Annotated in this window: 14 protein-coding genes; 7 read left to right on the top strand and 7 right to left on the bottom strand. The window is 56.2% G+C overall.

The genetic code is table 11. The features are described 5' to 3' along the window. Positions 1-228: 228 nt before the first annotated feature. Together FDK21_RS08975 and putA are read right to left on the bottom strand one after the other, a co-directional pair. The gene (locus FDK21_RS08975; protein WP_171022002.1) at positions 229-1,116 is read right to left on the bottom strand and encodes a LysR family transcriptional regulator; all 888 of its coding nucleotides are present in this window, start codon (positions 1,114-1,116) and stop codon (positions 229-231) included. Positions 1,117-1,329: 213 nt separating this feature from the next. Further along, positions 1,330-5,025: a bifunctional proline dehydrogenase/L-glutamate gamma-semialdehyde dehydrogenase PutA gene (gene putA / locus FDK21_RS08970; protein WP_138148241.1), complete on the bottom strand. Its 3,696-nt coding sequence runs from the start codon at positions 5,023-5,025 to the stop codon at positions 1,330-1,332. 231 nt (positions 5,026-5,256) lie between these two features. On the opposite strand from putA, the gene FDK21_RS08965 reads away from it, so the two are divergent. Beyond that, entirely contained in the window at positions 5,257-5,706 is a 450-nt protein-coding gene (locus tag FDK21_RS08965; RefSeq protein WP_114008174.1) for an Lrp/AsnC ligand binding domain-containing protein, read from the top strand. Between the two features lie 21 nt (positions 5,707-5,727). Here FDK21_RS08965 and FDK21_RS08960 read toward each other — a convergent pair whose 3' ends face one another. The 3 genes from FDK21_RS08960 to FDK21_RS08950 form a co-directional block, all read right to left on the bottom strand. After that, entirely contained in the window at positions 5,728-6,645 is a 918-nt protein-coding gene (locus FDK21_RS08960; protein WP_171022001.1) for a diacylglycerol kinase family protein, read from the bottom strand. Next, complete coding sequence (locus tag FDK21_RS08955; RefSeq protein WP_138148239.1) at positions 6,638-7,264, bottom strand: alpha-ketoglutarate-dependent dioxygenase AlkB; 627 nt, start codon at positions 7,262-7,264, stop codon at positions 6,638-6,640. Before FDK21_RS08955 ends, FDK21_RS08960 begins: the two co-directional genes overlap by 8 nt. Before the next feature lie 190 nt (positions 7,265-7,454). Then, positions 7,455-7,904 (bottom strand): hypothetical protein, encoded by a 450-nt coding sequence (locus tag FDK21_RS08950; RefSeq protein ID WP_138148238.1) that lies wholly within the window; start codon positions 7,902-7,904, stop codon positions 7,455-7,457. Positions 7,905-8,371: 467 nt separating this feature from the next. Here FDK21_RS08950 and dnaK point away from each other — a divergent pair, with 467 nt between their 5' ends. The 6 genes from dnaK to pyrF all read left to right on the top strand — a co-directional run bounded on the left by dnaK (position 8,372) and on the right by pyrF (position 14,812). Then, the gene (dnaK, locus tag FDK21_RS08945) at positions 8,372-10,291 is read left to right on the top strand and encodes a molecular chaperone DnaK (RefSeq protein WP_114008178.1); all 1,920 of its coding nucleotides are present in this window, start codon (positions 8,372-8,374) and stop codon (positions 10,289-10,291) included. A gap of 119 nt (positions 10,292-10,410) precedes the next feature. Further along, entirely contained in the window at positions 10,411-11,295 is an 885-nt protein-coding gene (locus FDK21_RS08940; protein WP_114008179.1) for an FkbM family methyltransferase, read from the top strand. A gap of 27 nt (positions 11,296-11,322) precedes the next feature. Then, complete coding sequence (gene dnaJ / locus FDK21_RS08935; RefSeq protein WP_114008180.1) at positions 11,323-12,450, top strand: molecular chaperone DnaJ; 1,128 nt, start codon at positions 11,323-11,325, stop codon at positions 12,448-12,450. Between the two features lie 321 nt (positions 12,451-12,771). Continuing rightward, entirely contained in the window at positions 12,772-13,374 is a 603-nt protein-coding gene (locus tag FDK21_RS08930) for an rRNA adenine N-6-methyltransferase family protein (protein ID WP_114008181.1), read from the top strand. 54 nt (positions 13,375-13,428) lie between these two features. Beyond that, on the top strand, positions 13,429-14,007 hold the full coding sequence (locus FDK21_RS08925; RefSeq protein ID WP_138148237.1) for an NAD(P)H-dependent oxidoreductase: 579 nt from the start codon (positions 13,429-13,431) through the stop codon (positions 14,005-14,007). A gap of 106 nt (positions 14,008-14,113) precedes the next feature. After that, on the top strand, positions 14,114-14,812 hold the full coding sequence (pyrF, locus tag FDK21_RS08920) for an orotidine-5'-phosphate decarboxylase (RefSeq protein ID WP_114008183.1): 699 nt from the start codon (positions 14,114-14,116) through the stop codon (positions 14,810-14,812). A 196-nt stretch (positions 14,813-15,008) separates the two neighbouring features. Here the strand turns inward: pyrF and FDK21_RS08915 are convergent, their stop codons facing one another. Continuing rightward, a complete protein-coding gene (locus FDK21_RS08915; protein WP_138148236.1) occupies positions 15,009-15,641 on the bottom strand; it encodes a DUF3592 domain-containing protein in 633 nt (210 codons plus the stop codon). A 445-nt stretch (positions 15,642-16,086) separates the two neighbouring features. Next, on the bottom strand, positions 16,087-16,875 hold the full coding sequence (locus FDK21_RS08910; protein WP_171022000.1) for a glycosyltransferase family 25 protein: 789 nt from the start codon (positions 16,873-16,875) through the stop codon (positions 16,087-16,089). Positions 16,876-16,885: the final 10 nt, after the last annotated feature.

The following is a 16,885-nucleotide window of genomic DNA, read 5'->3' as shown; positions in this document are numbered from 1 at the left end:
TTTTTTGGATGGTTCCAATGATTTTAGTCAAAGAGAGGCGTTCGGTCTGAGACTAAAGTGGACTCAACCTTGTGGTTCGGGTTCGCCAGTGCGTCTCTCTCCTCCCCTCGACGTTCCTCTGCTGGCACCATACCCATGGATCACGCCTATAAGGAGACCTCCAACGGGTCTCCTTTTTTTTGCCCTGATGAAATCTATCGTTTACGTAATGGGCATGTTGTTGCGGTTTTACGATCTGCCAAGCGCTGTAATAATCCAGGATCGGAACTGAATGGCCGCCGGGCTGATATGGCCACGTTGGCGCACCAGTCGCATTGTTTGGCCGGTGGCAAGAGGCGTGCTATCCAATGCAACGAGGCTTCCGTCTGCCAGCGCGGCATGCGTCAGGGCAGCATGGGCCATAAAGACACCCCTGCCCTGTCTGGCGGCTTCGAGCGCCAGCCATTGATTGGGATAATTGAGGCCCGCATGCCAATCCAGAGAAAGGCTCGCTCTCGCCTCAGCCCAGACCTGCCAATCGGCTTCGCAATGACTGTCATGCAACAAGGTCACCGATTTCCAGTTATGGGGATCCTGAAGACCCAACAGATCCCGATATTGCTGAGAGCAGACCGGCAGGATCGCATCATCATACAGAGGTTCGCTGAGAAGGTCGCCGTCTTTTGCCTCTCGGTTGGTAATCAGGAAATCGAGCGCGCCCATATTCTGGCTGCCACCACGCCTTGATTCTCCGCGAGGAATGATTTCCACCTGTGGATTGAGTTGATAAAAGTCCTGCAGGCTGGGCAACAGCCAGCCATCGAGCAAGGCGGGCGGCAAGGCAATGGTGAGAGAGACAAGTGGGACGTCGCCTTGTTTGGGTGGCATCAGCGTCGCAAGCTGATCGAGCAGGCGGGTCACGTCTGGCAGATAACGCTCGCCAGCGTCCGTCAGTTTCACCTTGTTGGCCCGACGAACGAACAGGACCTCTCCCAGCCACGTCTCCAAGCCCTTGACATGCTGACTGATGGCGGTCGAAGTGACATCCAGTTCCTGCGCTGCGCGCGCAAAAGAACCATGACGCGCTGCAGCTTCGAAGGCCTTGACGGCGCTGAAGGGCGGTAGCTTTCGCGACATGTGGAACCTCGACTCTGTCTGACTTTGGAAATGTGCATGGCTTGGTGCCCGGATCGGTTTTCCTTGCAGGTGGGCATTTTCCATTTATCACATCATGATCCAAGACGTGGTTTGGGCAGTGATACCGCTCCAGAATGCCAGAGAAACGACAAAGGGCAAGAAAAACTTTTCCAAGTTTTTCTTGCCCTATTTCATCATATTGAATTTATTTCTTTATTTTACACGCCCTTCAGCCGCTGCCAACAGTTGCGCGTTGCCACCGGACGCCGTCGTGTCGATGCAGAGATGTCGCTCGAGGATGAAACGGGCCGGATCGGCTTCGACAATCAGTGGCATCAAAACCCCGTCACGTTTGGCAATTTCAATGCGGAGGGCCCGTTTGATGTCAGCTTCAAAGCAACAGGCGATGGCATCAATCGAGTCCAGATGGGACATTGTTTCGATATCGACATGACCATCGAAACCGACAATCGGCGCCCCTGATGGCTTGAGCTGTTCCGCAAGGGCCTTGGCGCCCGGCGCGACCAGCACCACCGCACATCCACCAACCAGCGCAGCCACTGTCATTTTCAGGGTTTCGGTATCATCGCCCCCGATCACCAGCGCAATACCGCGCGGTGCAAAAGTCAGCCGGTTGGACTCCCCGGTCGGTCCGGGCATTTCCTGCGGTTCGAGCGGCTCTCCCATATGAGCATCAAACTCAACCGGCATGTCGCAAACGCCTTTCAGCGCGGCGTAGCGGAAGGCATTGGCCGCCCAGTGGGTGCGCAGCTCGTGCTCGGTCTGCAGCTCATGGATCGCATATTGCAGCTCGACAGTGGCGATTTGCTCGCCACTCATCGTGCCGGTTGCCGGGGCAGCCCCCTGATAGAAGCGATTGACATAGTGCGGGCCACCGGCTTTCGGGCCGGTTCCAGACAGGCCTTCGCCACCGAAGGGCTGCGAGCCAACAATGGCGCCGATCTGGTTGCGATTGACATAAATGTTGCCGACCTTGATTCGGTCAACAATGTCCTGCACCCGATTGTCCATGCGGGTGTGAAGTCCAAAGGTCAGGCCAAAGCCCTTGGCATTGATGGTCTCAACCACCTTGTGCACATCGCGTGCGGCGAAGGAGGCCACATGAAGGACGGGACCGAAAATTTCCTCCTCCAACTCTTCAATACCGGAGAGCTGAATGATGGTCGGCGCGCAGAAAATGCCGCTCTCCGGCACATTCAACTGCTTGATCAGCTTGCCAGCGGCACGCATTTGCTCGCAATGGGCGTCGATCTTGCCCTTGGCGGCCTGATCAATCACCGGGCCGATATCGGTCACCCAGTCCCATGGATTGCCCAAAGCCAGTTCAGCCATTGCGCCCTTGAGCATCTCGATCACTCGTTCATAAATGTCCTCCTGCACATAAAGCATGCGCAAGGCCGAGCAGCGCTGGCCGGCCGACTGGAAGCTCGAGGCGAGGATATCGCGCACGGCCTGTTCCGGCAGGGCGGTGGAATCAACAATCATTGCATTGAGACCCCCGGTCTCGGCAATGACAGGCGCGTCCGGGGAAACATGTTCCGCCATGGCGCGGTTGATGGTCTGAGCAACGCCGGTCGAGCCGGTGAAGCAAACCCCGGCAATCCGCGGATCGCTGGTGATCGGCGTGCCAACGGTGCGGCCACTGCCGGGCAACAGCTGCATCGCGGCTTTTGGCACGCCGGCTTCATGCATCAGCTCAACGGCACGGGCGGCGATCAGCGGGGTTGGGCCTGCGGGCTTGGCCAAAACCGCATTGCCAGCGGCGAGCGCCGCCAAAATCTGGCCGGTGAAGATGGCGAGCGGGAAATTCCAGGGCGAGATGCAGGCGATGGTTCCGCGCGCCTGCTTTTTGGCCTCGGCTTCCAGACGCTCTGCTTCATTGGCATAGAAGCGGGCAAAATCGACCGCCTCGCGCACTTCGCCGATGGCATCAAGCATGGTCTTTCCCGCTTCGCGGCTGGCAAGTGCAAAAAATTCCGGAGCATGGTCTTCATACAGATCACCGACCTTGCGCAGAATCGCAGCGCGCTCGGCGGTCGGCACCTGTGACCAGTCCTCGAACCCTTTGAGGCTGGCAGCAAGAGCCGCTTCGACATCATCGCTGGAGGCTTGCGCGACAAGACCGATTTGGTCACTTGGGTCGGCAGGGTTGAAAACCGGTTTCATTTCGGAAGCGGTTTCATATCCGTCAACCATTGGCTTTGCCGACCATTGGTGGGTCTTGAAACGACCACGTTTCGCATCCAATTTGGCCATGGTGACCGGATCGGTGTGATCCCACCCCTGGCTATTGACGCGTTTTGCACCAAAAATGTCTTTTGGTTTGGTGATGTAAGGATTGGCAATCGCATCGCCAAGGCTGCGCACCTGTGCGAAGGGATCCTTGGCGATTTCTTCCGGCGCGATGCTCTCATCGACAATCTGGTTGACGAAGGACGAGTTGGCGCCATTTTCCAGCAGACGGCGGACCAGATAGGCCAGCAAATCTTCGTGGGCACCGACCGGCGCATAGATGCGGCAATTGACATATTCGGTCTTCATCAGGGTTTCGAACAGGCTTTCCCCCATGCCATGCAGACGCTGGAATTCGAACCGGTCCTTGCGGATGCCCATGGTCTGGGCAATTTCGAGGATGGCAGCCACCGAATGGGCATTGTGCGAGGCAAATTGCGGGTAGATCCGGTCTGTCATGTCCAGCAAGCGGCGGGCATTGGACAGATAGGAGACATCGGAATTGACCTTGCGGGTAAAGACCGGGAAGCTTTCAAGGCCCATCACCTGGGCGCGTTTGACCTCGGCATCCCAATAGGCCCCCTTGACGAGGCGCACGGTGATCTTGCGGTCCAGCTTGTGGGTCAGGGCATAGAGCCAGTCGACAACGAAGGAAGCACGGTGGCCATAGCTCTGGACCACGACACCAAAGCCATCCCAGCCAGCCAGCGCCGGATCAGAAAAGACCTTTTCGATCACATCAAGGGACAGATCGAGGCGGTCCATTTCCTCCGCATCGATGTTGAAGCCCATATTGGCGGATTTGGCCAGCAGGGCCAGCGACAGGGTGCGCGAGGTGAGTTCCTTGAGCACCCGGTCCTTCTTGCCCATCTCATAGCGGGAATGAAGCGCCGACAGTTTGACCGAAATGCCCGGATTCTTCATCGTGTCATCGGACTTGCAATGCTTGGCCAGCGCGGTGATCGCATCAGAATAGGCAATGTGATAGCGCATCGCATCCGCTTCGGTGCGGGCCGATTCGCCAAGCATGTCGTAGGAATAGACATAGCCCTTCTTTTGCATGCCCTCAGCACGGTTGGTGGCCTTTTCGATGGTGGTGCCCAGCACGAACTGGCGCCCCAGTTCCTTCATCGCCTGCGCCACGGCGGTCCGCACCACGGGTTCGCCCATCCGTTTGACCATCGAATGGAGCGTCGTGGCCAGCCCTTTTTCTTCGTCGGTTTTGAGCAGCTTGCCGGTCAACATCAGGCCCCAGGTGGAGGCATTGACCAGCGAGGAGGCCGATTTGCCCAGATGCACACCCCATTCACTGGGGGCGATCTTGTCGGAAATCAGCGCATCGATGGTGTCCGGGTCCGGCACCCGCAGCAGGGCTTCGGCCAGACACATCAGGGCAATGCCCTCTTTGGTCGACAGGCCATATTGGGCCAGAAAGCTTTCCATCATGGTCGGAGCGGTGCTGGTACGGATGGTCCGGACCAGATCGGCGGCACGTTTGCTGGCCCGGGCGCAGAGATACTCGTCGAGATCAGCTTCCTGCATCAGACGACGGACATTTTGCGCCTCATCGGCCAGATAATGATCGCGGATGATGGTGCGAAGGCTGGTCATGCGGTCAGTCAGATCCTGTGCCCGCTCGCTGTTCTGTTGATCCATATGGACCTCCTTGGACGGCTTGGCTCGGCGGCTCGATCTTGCTTTTGCTTTGATTTTCGCTCTGTTTCAGGCGAAGAATGTCGGGACCGCGAAGCGATGTGATTGCTTGGAAGATGGCTTCAGAATAGCGGAAAATGCCTAGGCGAACCGACTGAATGATTTGCAAATTTAGCCAAATTCTCTTATTTTTGGTCCATAGACTTCATTCAATGCCTAGAAATTTTGACAATTATGGACAATTTGGACAATCTTGATCGCAAAATTCTCGACGTTCTGGCCGACGACGGGCGGATCACGATCACTGACCTTGCAAAAAAGGTCGGTCTATCAAAGACCCCTTGCCAGCTCAGGATGCGCAAGCTGGAGGAGAAGGGCTATATCCGTGGCTATGGCGCGATGCTTGACCCGGAAAAGCTTGGCGAAGGGCATATCGCTTTTGTGCAGGTCTCCCTCAGCGATACACGATCGGACGCGCTCAATGCCTTCAACGAGGCGGTGCGCCATATCAGGGAAATCGAGCAATGCCACATGATCGCGTCGAATTTCGACTATCTTCTGAAAATCCGCACCCGTGACATGTCGAACTATCGCAAGGTGCTGGGTGAGAAAATCTCCGCCCTGCCCCATGTGTCCCACACATCGACCTTTGTGGTGATGGAAAGCGTCAAGGATCGAAAGTGAATGGCATTGGTGCGGCCCGGTTCAGTCCGTTTTCGCACTCAAGACCCTGAGGCTTTTGGGGTGAAGCTCAATCGTCACCTTGTCTTCCAAGGGCAGCAATTCGCCATCCTGAACGCATTTGGCCGGTTTCTTGCGGCTTGTCATTGAAATCTCGACCTTCCTGGCAGCCCTGATTGTGAGGTCGGGATTGTCGTGGGTTTGCCCTAGCAACAGATCAGCGCCCAGTTTCAGTGCCTTTTGGCGGTTCATCCGGCCAACCATATAGACACCGAGCCGCCCACCATCGGGCTGCTCGGCAAAGGGCGGTGTGGTGCCACCGAACAGATTGTTGGAAATGGACAGGGCACTCAGTTTGCAGGTTTCCGGTGTGCCGTCGATTGAGAGGGTCAACTGATAGAGCGGCATGCGGGCGATGGTCCGCCAAAAAGCTTTCAGGCTGGCGGCCATTTTGCCAAAGCGCGAGCCATAGGTCAGACGATCACGCTTGCGAATCATCCGTGGGTGCAGACCAATCGACATTTGATGGACAAAGGGACGACCGTTGGCGGTTGCGATGTCATAGGCGCGCATTTGGCTGTGCCCCAAAGCATCGATGGCAGCATCGAGATCAAGCGGCATGGCCAACGAACGGGCAAACAGATTCATCGTGCCGCCTGGAATGACCGCAAGGATCTTGTCATGCTTCCAGGCAAATTCAGCTGCCGCCGACACGGTGCCATCGCCCCCACCGGCCAACAGGACCGCAAAATCTTCGCTGCGGGCGGTTTTCTCCATGTCGTCGATCAACGCCTTGCCGTCTCCCACATGAAAGGTCACTGCATCATAGTGATCAGCCAAGGCCTGCTGGATATGATCCTTGACGGCGTCGAGATCGGCGGTGCGAAAGGTGCCGCTACCGGTATTGAGGAAAGCATGGACGCTGTTTTTCGGCTCAGTCACGGCTGGCTCCTTCCGGTCTCGTGTCACTTCCGGCCTTTGTCACCCGCCGCATGGTCAAATTGATCCGGCCCGGCTCTTTGAGCAAAGTCGAGGTGCCGGGATAGATCTTGTCGACCCCATGATAGGCGAGGCGGTCTTCGCCTTCGAGCAGCAACACGTCACCGGACTGGAGCAGGAAGCTCTGGGTTGGATCCTTGCGTTCCCTGCCACCAAGGCGAAAGCGGGCATCATCGCCGAGCGAGACAGACAGGATCGGTGCATCGAAATCCTCTTCGTCATTGTCGACATGGAGGCCCATTTTGGCGTCCGGACGATAATAATTGATCAAACAGGCTTCAGGCGGCAACGGGTAGCCGGTCAGATCCTGCCAGAGCTGCATCAAGCGATCAGGGATTGCAGGCCAAGGCTGACCGGTGACTGGATGGACCGGCTCATAGCGATAGCCCGATTTGTCCGATAGCCAGCCCAACGGGCCGCAGTTGGACATGCGCACCGACAAAGGTTTGCCCCAGCGCGGCATGGTCGGGGTGAAAAGCGGGGCTTTGGCCACGATTGCGCGAATATCTTTAAGCAGAGCCTTTTGTATTTCGGGTGCGAGATGAGCACTCAACAATCGCATTTTCTGGTCCTTTTTGCCTTGGAATGATCCGCCTCATGTTGCTGTCCGCCCTGCCCGTTGCCATTGTTCGCGACGACATCCCCCAGCCCTCTAACGCAGAAAGGGGCCTGCGGGATCCATTATGCTGCCCATTTTGTTCGAAAATCCGGCAGCGGTCAGAGGTCGGCTGCCGGACAATCGGCTGATGGTCTCACTCCGCAAAGGTAAAGGCTCTGGGGAATTGTGCATAGAGCGGATCGCCGTCCCAGAAGACATCGGTCGGCCCGATGGCATAGTCAATCAGGTTCCATTGGCCATAGGCCTGTCGGAGCAGCGCATACGTGGTCAGGCCGTCCTGATCGCTCCACATTTTGAATTGCGGACCGTTTGTGGCAATGGCTGCGCCACCGGGCCTTTGCGGTTCAACCACCAGCCAGGCCCAGTCGCCATAGACATTCATCCGGTTGACCACGAATTCAACCGGTGCGCCAAGGCGGGCTTCCAGCAGCGGGCGAATCGCGTTGAGCACCGCCTTGCGCTCCATACTGCCTCTTTCTGGCGTGTAAAATTGCTGTGCCGAGGCCACGCTGATGCCCAGTTGGCCAACAGTGAGCAGCAAGGCTGCAATCACGGCAATCGGCATCCAATGTCTGTTGATCATGTCTTTTCTCCCCTTGTCCCCCATGACGAACGGCAAAGTCGGTGCGGCCCGATCGTATTTTTCAGGGTCTGTGTTTGCTTCAGTCAGAAAAACCGCTTGCATCAGTCTAGCGGATAAAAACCGCTATGCTAAGACGATTTACACGGCCCTTCGCCTTGCTTTGGGCGGGTCAATTGAGGCCTCTTGTGGGGAATTTTTCATCTTAACCCCGATTTAACCCGAAACACCCCCTTTATTTTGCCGCTCCACTCTTATATGAGGGGTGCCAACTTTTCGAATTTTGTCGCAAAAGCGTTCAAACTGGTAGGGTTTCAGCCTTGCACCATGCATGGGTGGCCCCTATATGTCCCATTGAATGGAACCTAACCCGCGCGGCAACGCGCATCTTCAGGGGGTCGGGCCGACAACCGGCGCAAACAAACCGCTTTTGAAGGGTTTCACCGACCTGCCGATAAGGAGAAACAAGAATGAGCAAAGTCATTGGTATTGACTTGGGCACCACAAACTCCTGCGTGTCCATTATGGATGGCAAAGAGCCAAAAGTCATCGAGAACGCCGAAGGCGCCCGTACCACCCCGTCGATGATCGGTTTCACCGACGATGGTGAGCGTCTGGCCGGCCAGCCAGCCAAACGGCAGGCTGTGACCAATCCGCTGAACACCCTGTTCGCGGTCAAGCGTCTGATCGGTCGTCGGTTTGATGACCCAGCCGTTAAAAAGGACATGGATCTGGTCCCTTACAAGATCGTCAAAGGCGACAATGGCGACGCTTGGGTGGAAGTCGAGGGTGGTAAATACTCTCCTTCTCAGGTGTCCGCGATGATCCTTCAGAAAATGAAGGAAACCGCTGAAGACTATCTCGGTACCCCAGTCACGCAGGCCGTTATCACGGTTCCTGCCTACTTCAACGATGCCCAGCGTCAGGCCACCAAAGATGCCGGCAAGATCGCAGGCATGGAAGTGCTGCGCATTATCAACGAGCCAACTGCAGCTGCGCTTGCTTATGGCCTTGATAAAAACGACGGCAAGACCATCGCGGTTTATGACCTTGGTGGTGGCACGTTCGACGTGTCCGTTCTGGAAATCGGCGACGGCGTGTTTGAAGTGAAATCCACCAACGGCGATACCTTCCTGGGTGGTGAAGATTTCGACATGCGTCTGGTCGACTATCTGGTGCAGGAATTCAAGAAAGACAGCGGCATTGATCTGAAAAATGACAAGCTGGCTCTGCAGCGCCTGAAAGAAGCTTCCGAGAAAGCCAAGATCGAACTGTCTTCCTCCACCCAGACCGAGATCAACCTGCCTTACATCACCGCAGATGCCTCTGGTCCGAAACACCTGACCCTGAAGCTGACCCGTGCAAAGTTCGAAGCGCTGGTTGACGATCTGGTCAAACGCACCATCAAGCCTTGTGAAGCCGCCTTGAAAGATGCTGGCCTCAACGCCTCCGAAATCGACGAAGTCGTGCTGGTTGGCGGTATGACCCGCATGCCGAAGGTGCAGGAATCGGTCAAGCAGTTCTTTGGCAAAGAGCCTCATAAGGGTGTGAACCCGGATGAAGTGGTTGCCATGGGTGCGGCCATTCAGGCTGGCGTTCTGCAGGGCGACGTGAAAGACGTGCTGTTGCTCGACGTGACCCCGCTGTCTCTGGGTATCGAAACCCTTGGCGGTGTCTTCACCCGTCTGATCGACCGCAACACCACCATCCCGACCAAGAAGGGTCAGGTCTTCTCGACCGCTGATGACAATCAGAGCGCCGTGACGATCCGGGTTTTCCAGGGCGAGCGTGAAATGGCTGCCGACAACAAGATGCTTGGCCAGTTCGATCTGGTTGGCATCCCGCCAGCCCCACGCGGTGTGCCGCAGATCGAGGTGACCTTTGACATCGACGCCAACGGCATCGTCAACGTATCCGCGCTCGACAAGGGCACCGGCAAGGAGCAGAAAATCTCCATCAAGGCCTCTGGCGGTCTTTCCGACGACGAGATCGAAAAGATGGTCAAGGATGCCGAAGCCAATGCCGAAGCCGATAAGGTGCGCAAGGAAATGGTGGAAGCCAAGAATCACGGCGAAGCCTTGGTGCACTCGGCCGAGAAGAGCGTTGCCGACTTTGGCGACAAGGTATCGGATGCCGACAAATCTGCCATTGAGGCAGCGATTGGCGAACTGAAGACCGCTCTGGAAGGTGACGATCTTGAAGCGATCAAAGCCAAGACCGAAGAGTTGACCAATGCTTCCATGAAGCTTGGTGAAGCCATGTATGCGGCACAGCAGTCCGATGAGGAAGCCCAAGCCGCCGCAGATGCTGCACGCGATGCTGCCAAGGATGATGACATCGTCGATGCCGACTTCGAAGAAGTCCGCGACGATGACGAGAAAAAGTCCTAAGGCCGGGTCGTTACAAGACAAAAGGCAGCACTCATCGGGTGCTGCCTCATCGTGTTGAGAACCCGGAGTGATGCCACACTTCGGGTTTTGTTGTGAAACCAGTGCAGTTGGGCGGGCAAATGAACATTCCGACAGATTCCGAAGATGTCTATGGCAGCCATGCGTTGCCTGCGTCCCTCGCCCACCTTCGGGCCATAGCCAATGCGCGTGGTGCGGGCCTGTTTGATCGACGCCTTGCGTCTATCACCCGCAAGCTGCTCTATCTGCTGACCTCATCGCCTTATGATGTACCGGTCTTCCGTTCGCAGAAATTGCGCCTTTATCCCAAGAGCAATCGGTGTGAAAAGCGGGCCTTTGTCGGGCTGTCTTCATGGGATCAAGGGGAGCGGGCGGCCATTGCTGCTGACATAGCCGCATCTGTCGCACGTGAGGCGCCTTTCGTCTTTCTCGATTGCGGCGCCAATATCGGGCTTTACAGCCTGTTTGCCCGTGACGAGGCGCTGGCGCTGGGCAAGCCCTTCGTCGGACTGGCGATCGAGCCGGATCCGGTGAACCAGAAGCGCCTGGCGTTCAACCTTGATGCCTCTGATGCACGGGACGTGACCATCGCCCCCTTTGCCATCGGGCGAGAAGAGGGCATTGTGCGGTTTGTCAGTTCGGTTTCCAACCGTGGTGAAGCCCATGTGGCGTGCGACGCAGAAACCAACCCTTGCATTGAATTGCCAATGCGGCCGCTGTCGGACCTTGTCAAAGCGCATGGGATCGACCATATCGATGTGATGAAAATCGACATCGAGGGACACGAATTTGAGGCGCTGGAGCCTTTCTTCGATGCGGCACCAAAGTCCTTGTGGCCCAAAAAGATTTTGATCGAGGTGGGCCGAGATCAGAAGACCGATGCTCTGTCGCTGTGCCTAGATCGCGGCTATCGCGTCGAAAAAGCCATCAACATCAATGCATATCTTGCACTGGAAACGCCAGATCAGACCGTTGATTGGCCGTAGACCAAGACGAGTTAGAAAGTGGAACGGATGTCCAAAGCCGATTATTACGAATTGCTCGGGGTCTCCCGTGGGGCTGACGACAAGGAGTTGAAAAGCGCCTTTCGCAAGAAAGCGATGCAATTTCACCCTGACCGCAATCCGGACGACCCGGAGGCCGAAGCCCGCTTCAAGGAAATCAATGAAGCTTACGAAATTCTCAAGGATGCCGAGAAGCGCGCCGCCTATGACCGCTATGGTCATGCAGCCTTTGAACAAGGCGGAATGGGGCAGGGCTTCGGATCTGACTTCGGGTCCTCCATGTCCGATATCTTCGAGGATATTTTCGGCGACATGATGGGCGGCGGTGGCCGTCGGTCCCGCGGTCGCGAGCGTGGGGCTGACCTGCGTTACAATATGGAAATCACACTGGAAGAGGCCTTCCACGGCAAAACCGCCGAAATCGAAGTGCCGACTTCTGTCACCTGTACCACCTGTTCAGGCTCCGGTGCCAAGGCAGGCACGAGCCCGAAACCCTGTCGCACCTGTGGTGGTATCGGCAAGGTTCGGGCCACACAGGGCTTTTTCACCGTCGAGCGGACTTGTCCAAGTTGTCATGGCCGTGGCGAGGTGATCGAGGATCCATGCGAGAGCTGTCACGGTTCGGGTCGGACGATGGAAAACCGCACCTTGTCGGTCAACATTCCGTCTGGTATCGAGGACGGCACCCGCATTCGCCTGTCCGGCGAAGGGGAAGCCGGGGTCCGGGGTGGCCCTCCGGGCGATCTATACATCTTCCTTACCCAGAAACCGCATGACCTGTTCCAGCGGGATGGGGCAGACATTTTCTGCCGCGTGCCAATTTCGATGTCGACCGCCATTTTGGGTGGCCAGTTCGAGGTCCCGACCGTGGATGGTGGCAAGACGCGGGTGAATGTGCCCGAAGGCACCCAGACGGGCAAACAGTTCCGTCTGCGTGGCAAGGGCATGCCGGTTCTGCGCAGTGCGCAATATGGCGACATGTATATTCAGGTCGACGTGGAAACGCCGCGCAAGCTAACCAAACGCCAGAAGGAACTGATCATGGAGTTTGACGAGCTGGCGCATGCAGACAATCATCCAGGCAGCGACGGCTTTTTCGCCAAGGTGAAGGATTTCTTCGAACGCATCGGCGAATAGATAACAGTCTGCCAATCGATGTTGAAAAGGGGTGTTGGATCAGCACCCCTTTTTTGCATCCGCTGACTTAAAAACACCATCAAAGCGGATCATGCTGTCGCCGAATGCTGATGGCACAGCCGGATTGATGTCGGGACTACAAGCCTTTACCGGGCTTGATTTGTTTCTTTTCTTGATGTGATGTCTTTCATCGCGCATCATTTGACAATATATTGATTACGTATGTTCCCTCATTTATTCTCTCGCGCCATCTGGCACGGGTCACAGTGTCTACTCCTCAAGCCTGTCGAATGTCAGGCTTGGATTTTGCCGGAGAATCCAATGCTCAAGAAATTGCGTAACCGTCCCTTGATCACCAAGATCCCGGATGAAATCCGTTTCTTGCGGCAATGGTTCGACAATCCGCTGAAAACCGGCGCAGTGGCGCCGTCCAGCCCGGCTTTGGCGCGGCGCATGGCCTCCTTCATCGATCCGGCCAAACCGGGTCTGGTGGTGGAGCTGGGGCCCGGGACGGGCGTTGTCACACAAGCGGTCCTTGGGCGCGGTGTTGAGCCAAACAGGGTGCTGGCGGTGGAATATTCCACCGACTTTGTCGACATTCTGCGCGACCGCTTTGCCGGTGCGACGGTGATGCAGGGGGATGCCTATGACTTTCAGACAATCCGGCAGACTCACATCAACGAGCCTCTGGCAGCGGTGGTCTCGAGCCTGCCCCTCTTCACCAAGCCGAAGGCCATGCGCAGCAGACTGATCGATATGTGCCTTGATGCGCTGGCACCGGGCTGCCCCTTCATCCAGTTTTCCTATGCCCTGGTTCCGCCGGTGCCAGTCGGGGAGGGCAATTTCACCATCGAGACCAGCAACTGGGTCATTGGCAACCTGCCGCCCGCCCGTGTCTGGGTGTATCGCAGACCGCTGCAATAGGTCTGTTTGCGACGATTTCTCCTCTTTCTTCTTCTTCAATATACAGGATGGGTTATGCAAAAGACGCGTATTCTCTGTTTTGCTGGGTCGACGCGGTCCGGTAGTTTCAATCAGGCTCTGGCGGGTGTCATGGCCAAAAAACTCAGCCTGATGGAAATGGATGTCACATATCTGAATCTGACTGACTATCCGCTGCCGCTATTCAATGCCGATGATGAAAAAGAAAAGGGCCTGCCGGACAATGCGGTGAAACTGGCCAAATTGATGGCCGAGCATGACGGTATCTTCATTGCCAGCCCGGAATATAATGGTTCTGTGACACCCTTGATGAAAAATACCATCGACTGGGTCTCGCGTGTGCCGGCCGAAGGTCGCCATCCCTATCGGTCGCCGGTCTTTGCCATTGGCGCGGCCTCACCCGGCCAGATGGGTGGTATGCGTTCTCTGGCTCATTTCCGCCAGATCCTCGTGGCCTTGGGGGCCATCGTGATTCCGGAACAGGTGAGCGTCGGCAATGCGGGCTCGGCCTTTGACGACAAGGGCGATCTGAAAGAGGATCGACAAAGCGCCTTCCTTGAGGGCTGTGCCCATAAACTGATCCAGACAGCGCAACGCCTGAAGCCACTCGGATAGACCATCGTCGGCCATCTATTCACCTACACAGCTATGGACCGGACCAGATTTGGGTGATAAGGCTCTTGCCAATTATCCCAAATCTGTCAGCTACGGAGATCTTCCCATGTCCATCAGCGCCCGCGACCGCCTGATCGTACCCCTTGATGTGCCCACGCTTGATGACGCCCGCCGGGTTGTCGATGATCTGGGGGACACAGTCTCCTTCTACAAGATCGGCTATCAGTTGGGTTATGCAGGTGGCTTTGCGCTGGCCCATGACCTCATAGCAGAAGGCAAGCAGATCTTCATGGATCTGAAATTGCTCGATATCGACAATACGGTCGAGAAGGGCGTGGACTCGATCAGCCGCATGGGCGCAACCTTTCTGACCGTTCATGCCTATCCCAAGGCGATGCGGGCCGCTGTCGCGGGGCGGGGCAGCTCGGATCTCAAACTGCTCGGTGTCACCGTACTGACCTCTATGGATGATCAGGATCTGCTCGAGGCAGGCTATCGGATGCGTGCAGAGGAACTGGTTGCCATGCGCGCCAAGGATGCCAGAGAAGCAGGCATGGACGGCATCGTCTGTTCAGCACAGGAAGCCACGGCCATGCGCACCATTGTCGGCCCGAATGTGTCGATCGTAACCCCGGGCATCCGCCCGAGTGGCAGCGATGTTGGCGACCAGAAGCGGGTGATGACGCCGGGCAAGGCCATTGCAGCGGGTGCTGATTATCTGGTGGTTGGGCGTCCGGTGCTCAATGCGGCTGACCGTCCATCAATGGCCCGCCAGATCGTCGACGAGATTGCAGCGGCGCTGTAGGGATCAGCCAGCGATCTAACGATTATTTCGGTTCCGAAGCAAAAATCGGAATCTTTCATATCCAAAGATGATCTGGCCTCGACACATTCCGTCAGTTCAGCGTGGCCAATGGTTGTCCAAGCGCTGACGTTGGTCAGCTTCGCGATGGCGAATGACCGAATGTGTCTTTGCACCTTGAACAGGTCGGGCGAGATCGTCAGGCAGCACTGGTGCGCAAGCCCTTGAATTCCCCATAGCGCCATGCCTCGCGCTGCTTGCGCAGGGCGTGCATGTAGATGACCTGCCCGATGGCAACACTGAGCAAAATCATCAGCAAGCCGGGGATGACAAGAGCATAGAGATAGCTGTCCGGATTGGTTTTCAAGAAAGCCTTTTCCGGACGGTCCGGATTGACATGGGCCAAAACCGTGCGCCCCACGGAATAGGCCGCAATCTGATGCTTCACTTCGCCGGGCGAGTGAGATCGGATTGGCCGGACTGACAGGCGCTGGCCGGTATAGAGCGTGCCATCATACAAATATTGATACTGGATATCGGCCGTGAAGACCGGCGTACCATCCTCATAGGTCATCCGAACCACGTCGGACTTCATGACAACTGCCGTTACCTGCTTCCAATTCTGAGCCGTGAAGGCTGTGGAGAAATGCGCAAGACCGACCACAAACAAGGCAAAGCCGACCACGACGAGGAAGAAACGCAACAGACGAACCGATCCGCGTTGATCCACCGACAGCTGTGGCCGCTGCAACCGCCAGCGGGCCGGTTCCTTGATCGGTTGGCGTTCAATTCCCTTGGTTCCCGGATAAATATAGGCAGGTTGGTAACGCATGATCAAAATCTCGAATATCAAAAAAATAGAAATTGCAACTCAATGAAACCACACTTTTCCAGTGCGGCCTAATGCCGATGTAAGGATATATCATTAGTTTAATGAAATTCTTTCGCTATCGGAAAAATTTTATCTTTATGCTTTTCAGATGAAACCAGATTCTCTGTTTAGGGCTTGTTAACTTTTATTATCCACAGAGTCTTCACAGATGGGAGAGAAGCAAAAGACGGAGAGACCAGAGTCTTTCTCGCACTGAAACCATTCACTATTTGCAGCACCAGAGTCATCGCACCGGGTGACAAGAGCGATAACTTTGCGCGCAGAGTCGAGGCAGAGTCAACGGAATCGCGCCCAGAGTCGAAGCCGATTTACCCTTTGTTAATACTTAGTGGTGGGAAGTTTTCGCAGCCGATCGATCATAGCCGGGCCTCCGCGCGAATGCTCGTCAGTGGCGAGAGCGTTTTTTGTAGCGTGCCTTGAACAATAGGGTCGCAAGCATCGCCTTGAGGCAGCCGAACAAACCGAATGTCCGCACCCGATAACGCCATTCCTGCCCATAATGATTGCCCGCGTCGGCGAAGCGTTTGCGGGCTGGCAGTGAACGATCGCCGCCGATAGCGTCGATTGTGGAATCGAAAATGTTCGAGGTGATCGGCGCAGGCAGCACACCATAGGTGGTGAGGCCATGCTCCCAGGGACGACGCAAATCTTCATCCACGGGCCGCATTCGGCGGGTTTGGTAGCCAAGAAACTTGCGGGCACCGGACTGGTTGATCACATAGGCACCGGTATTGTTGGGCACCCGCCAATAGAGGACAATCTCACCAGCTGCACCGGGCAGGTTTGAGACCGTCTTGAAATGGGCCTTGGCCGGATTGCTCAGGCGCACAATTTCCCAATCTTCGGGCAGGGTGTCGATGGCCGCCATTAGGGGGCGGAAGTTTGCTTCAAAGCGCAAGTCGTCTTCCATCACCAGAACCGGCTCTTTGATATCTTCATCGACGATGCGTTTCAGAATCGTCAGGTGACTGGCATAGCATCCAATCTCTCCCTTGCTCATGGCGCTGGCAATTTCGCCTGCATCATCAAGGAAGAAGGGCTTCAAACACTCATCCATGGCCAGACCGAGGCAGGCAGGAACTCGTTCAGGTGTGATGCCATAAGGCTTGAGCGCTTCTTGCATATAAATGAAACGGTCATTGTCTCGATCGAGATTGATAAGAAAGAAGCGCATGGCTGTCCCT

Origin of the sequence: Cohaesibacter sp. CAU 1516 (assembly GCF_005771485.1) — a bacterium.
GTDB lineage: Bacteria > Pseudomonadota > Alphaproteobacteria > Rhizobiales > Cohaesibacteraceae > Cohaesibacter > Cohaesibacter intestini.
Note: the sequence above shows the minus strand (reverse complement) of the source record. Positions and strands in the feature narration are given on the sequence as shown.

Coding starts and splice junctions, on each gene's coding strand:
- FDK21_RS08950 (WP_138148238.1), bottom strand. CDS start 7,904: ATGATCAACAGACATTGGATGCCGATTGCCGTGATTGCAGCCTTGCTG.
- FDK21_RS08955 (WP_138148239.1), bottom strand. CDS start 7,264: ATGCGATTGTTGAGTGCTCATCTCGCACCCGAAATACAAAAGGCTCTG.
- FDK21_RS08915 (WP_138148236.1), bottom strand. CDS start 15,641: ATGCGTTACCAACCTGCCTATATTTATCCGGGAACCAAGGGAATTGAA.
- putA (WP_138148241.1), bottom strand. CDS start 5,025: ATGGATCAACAGAACAGCGAGCGGGCACAGGATCTGACTGACCGCATG.
- FDK21_RS08975 (WP_171022002.1), bottom strand. CDS start 1,116: ATGTCGCGAAAGCTACCGCCCTTCAGCGCCGTCAAGGCCTTCGAAGCT.
- FDK21_RS08965 (WP_114008174.1), top strand. CDS start 5,257: ATGGACAATTTGGACAATCTTGATCGCAAAATTCTCGACGTTCTGGCC.
- FDK21_RS08925 (WP_138148237.1), top strand. CDS start 13,429: ATGCAAAAGACGCGTATTCTCTGTTTTGCTGGGTCGACGCGGTCCGGT.
- dnaJ (WP_114008180.1), top strand. CDS start 11,323: ATGTCCAAAGCCGATTATTACGAATTGCTCGGGGTCTCCCGTGGGGCT.
- FDK21_RS08940 (WP_114008179.1), top strand. CDS start 10,411: ATGAACATTCCGACAGATTCCGAAGATGTCTATGGCAGCCATGCGTTG.
- FDK21_RS08910 (WP_171022000.1), bottom strand. CDS start 16,875: ATGCGCTTCTTTCTTATCAATCTCGATCGAGACAATGACCGTTTCATT.
- dnaK (WP_114008178.1), top strand. CDS start 8,372: ATGAGCAAAGTCATTGGTATTGACTTGGGCACCACAAACTCCTGCGTG.
- pyrF (WP_114008183.1), top strand. CDS start 14,114: ATGTCCATCAGCGCCCGCGACCGCCTGATCGTACCCCTTGATGTGCCC.
- FDK21_RS08930 (WP_114008181.1), top strand. CDS start 12,772: ATGCTCAAGAAATTGCGTAACCGTCCCTTGATCACCAAGATCCCGGAT.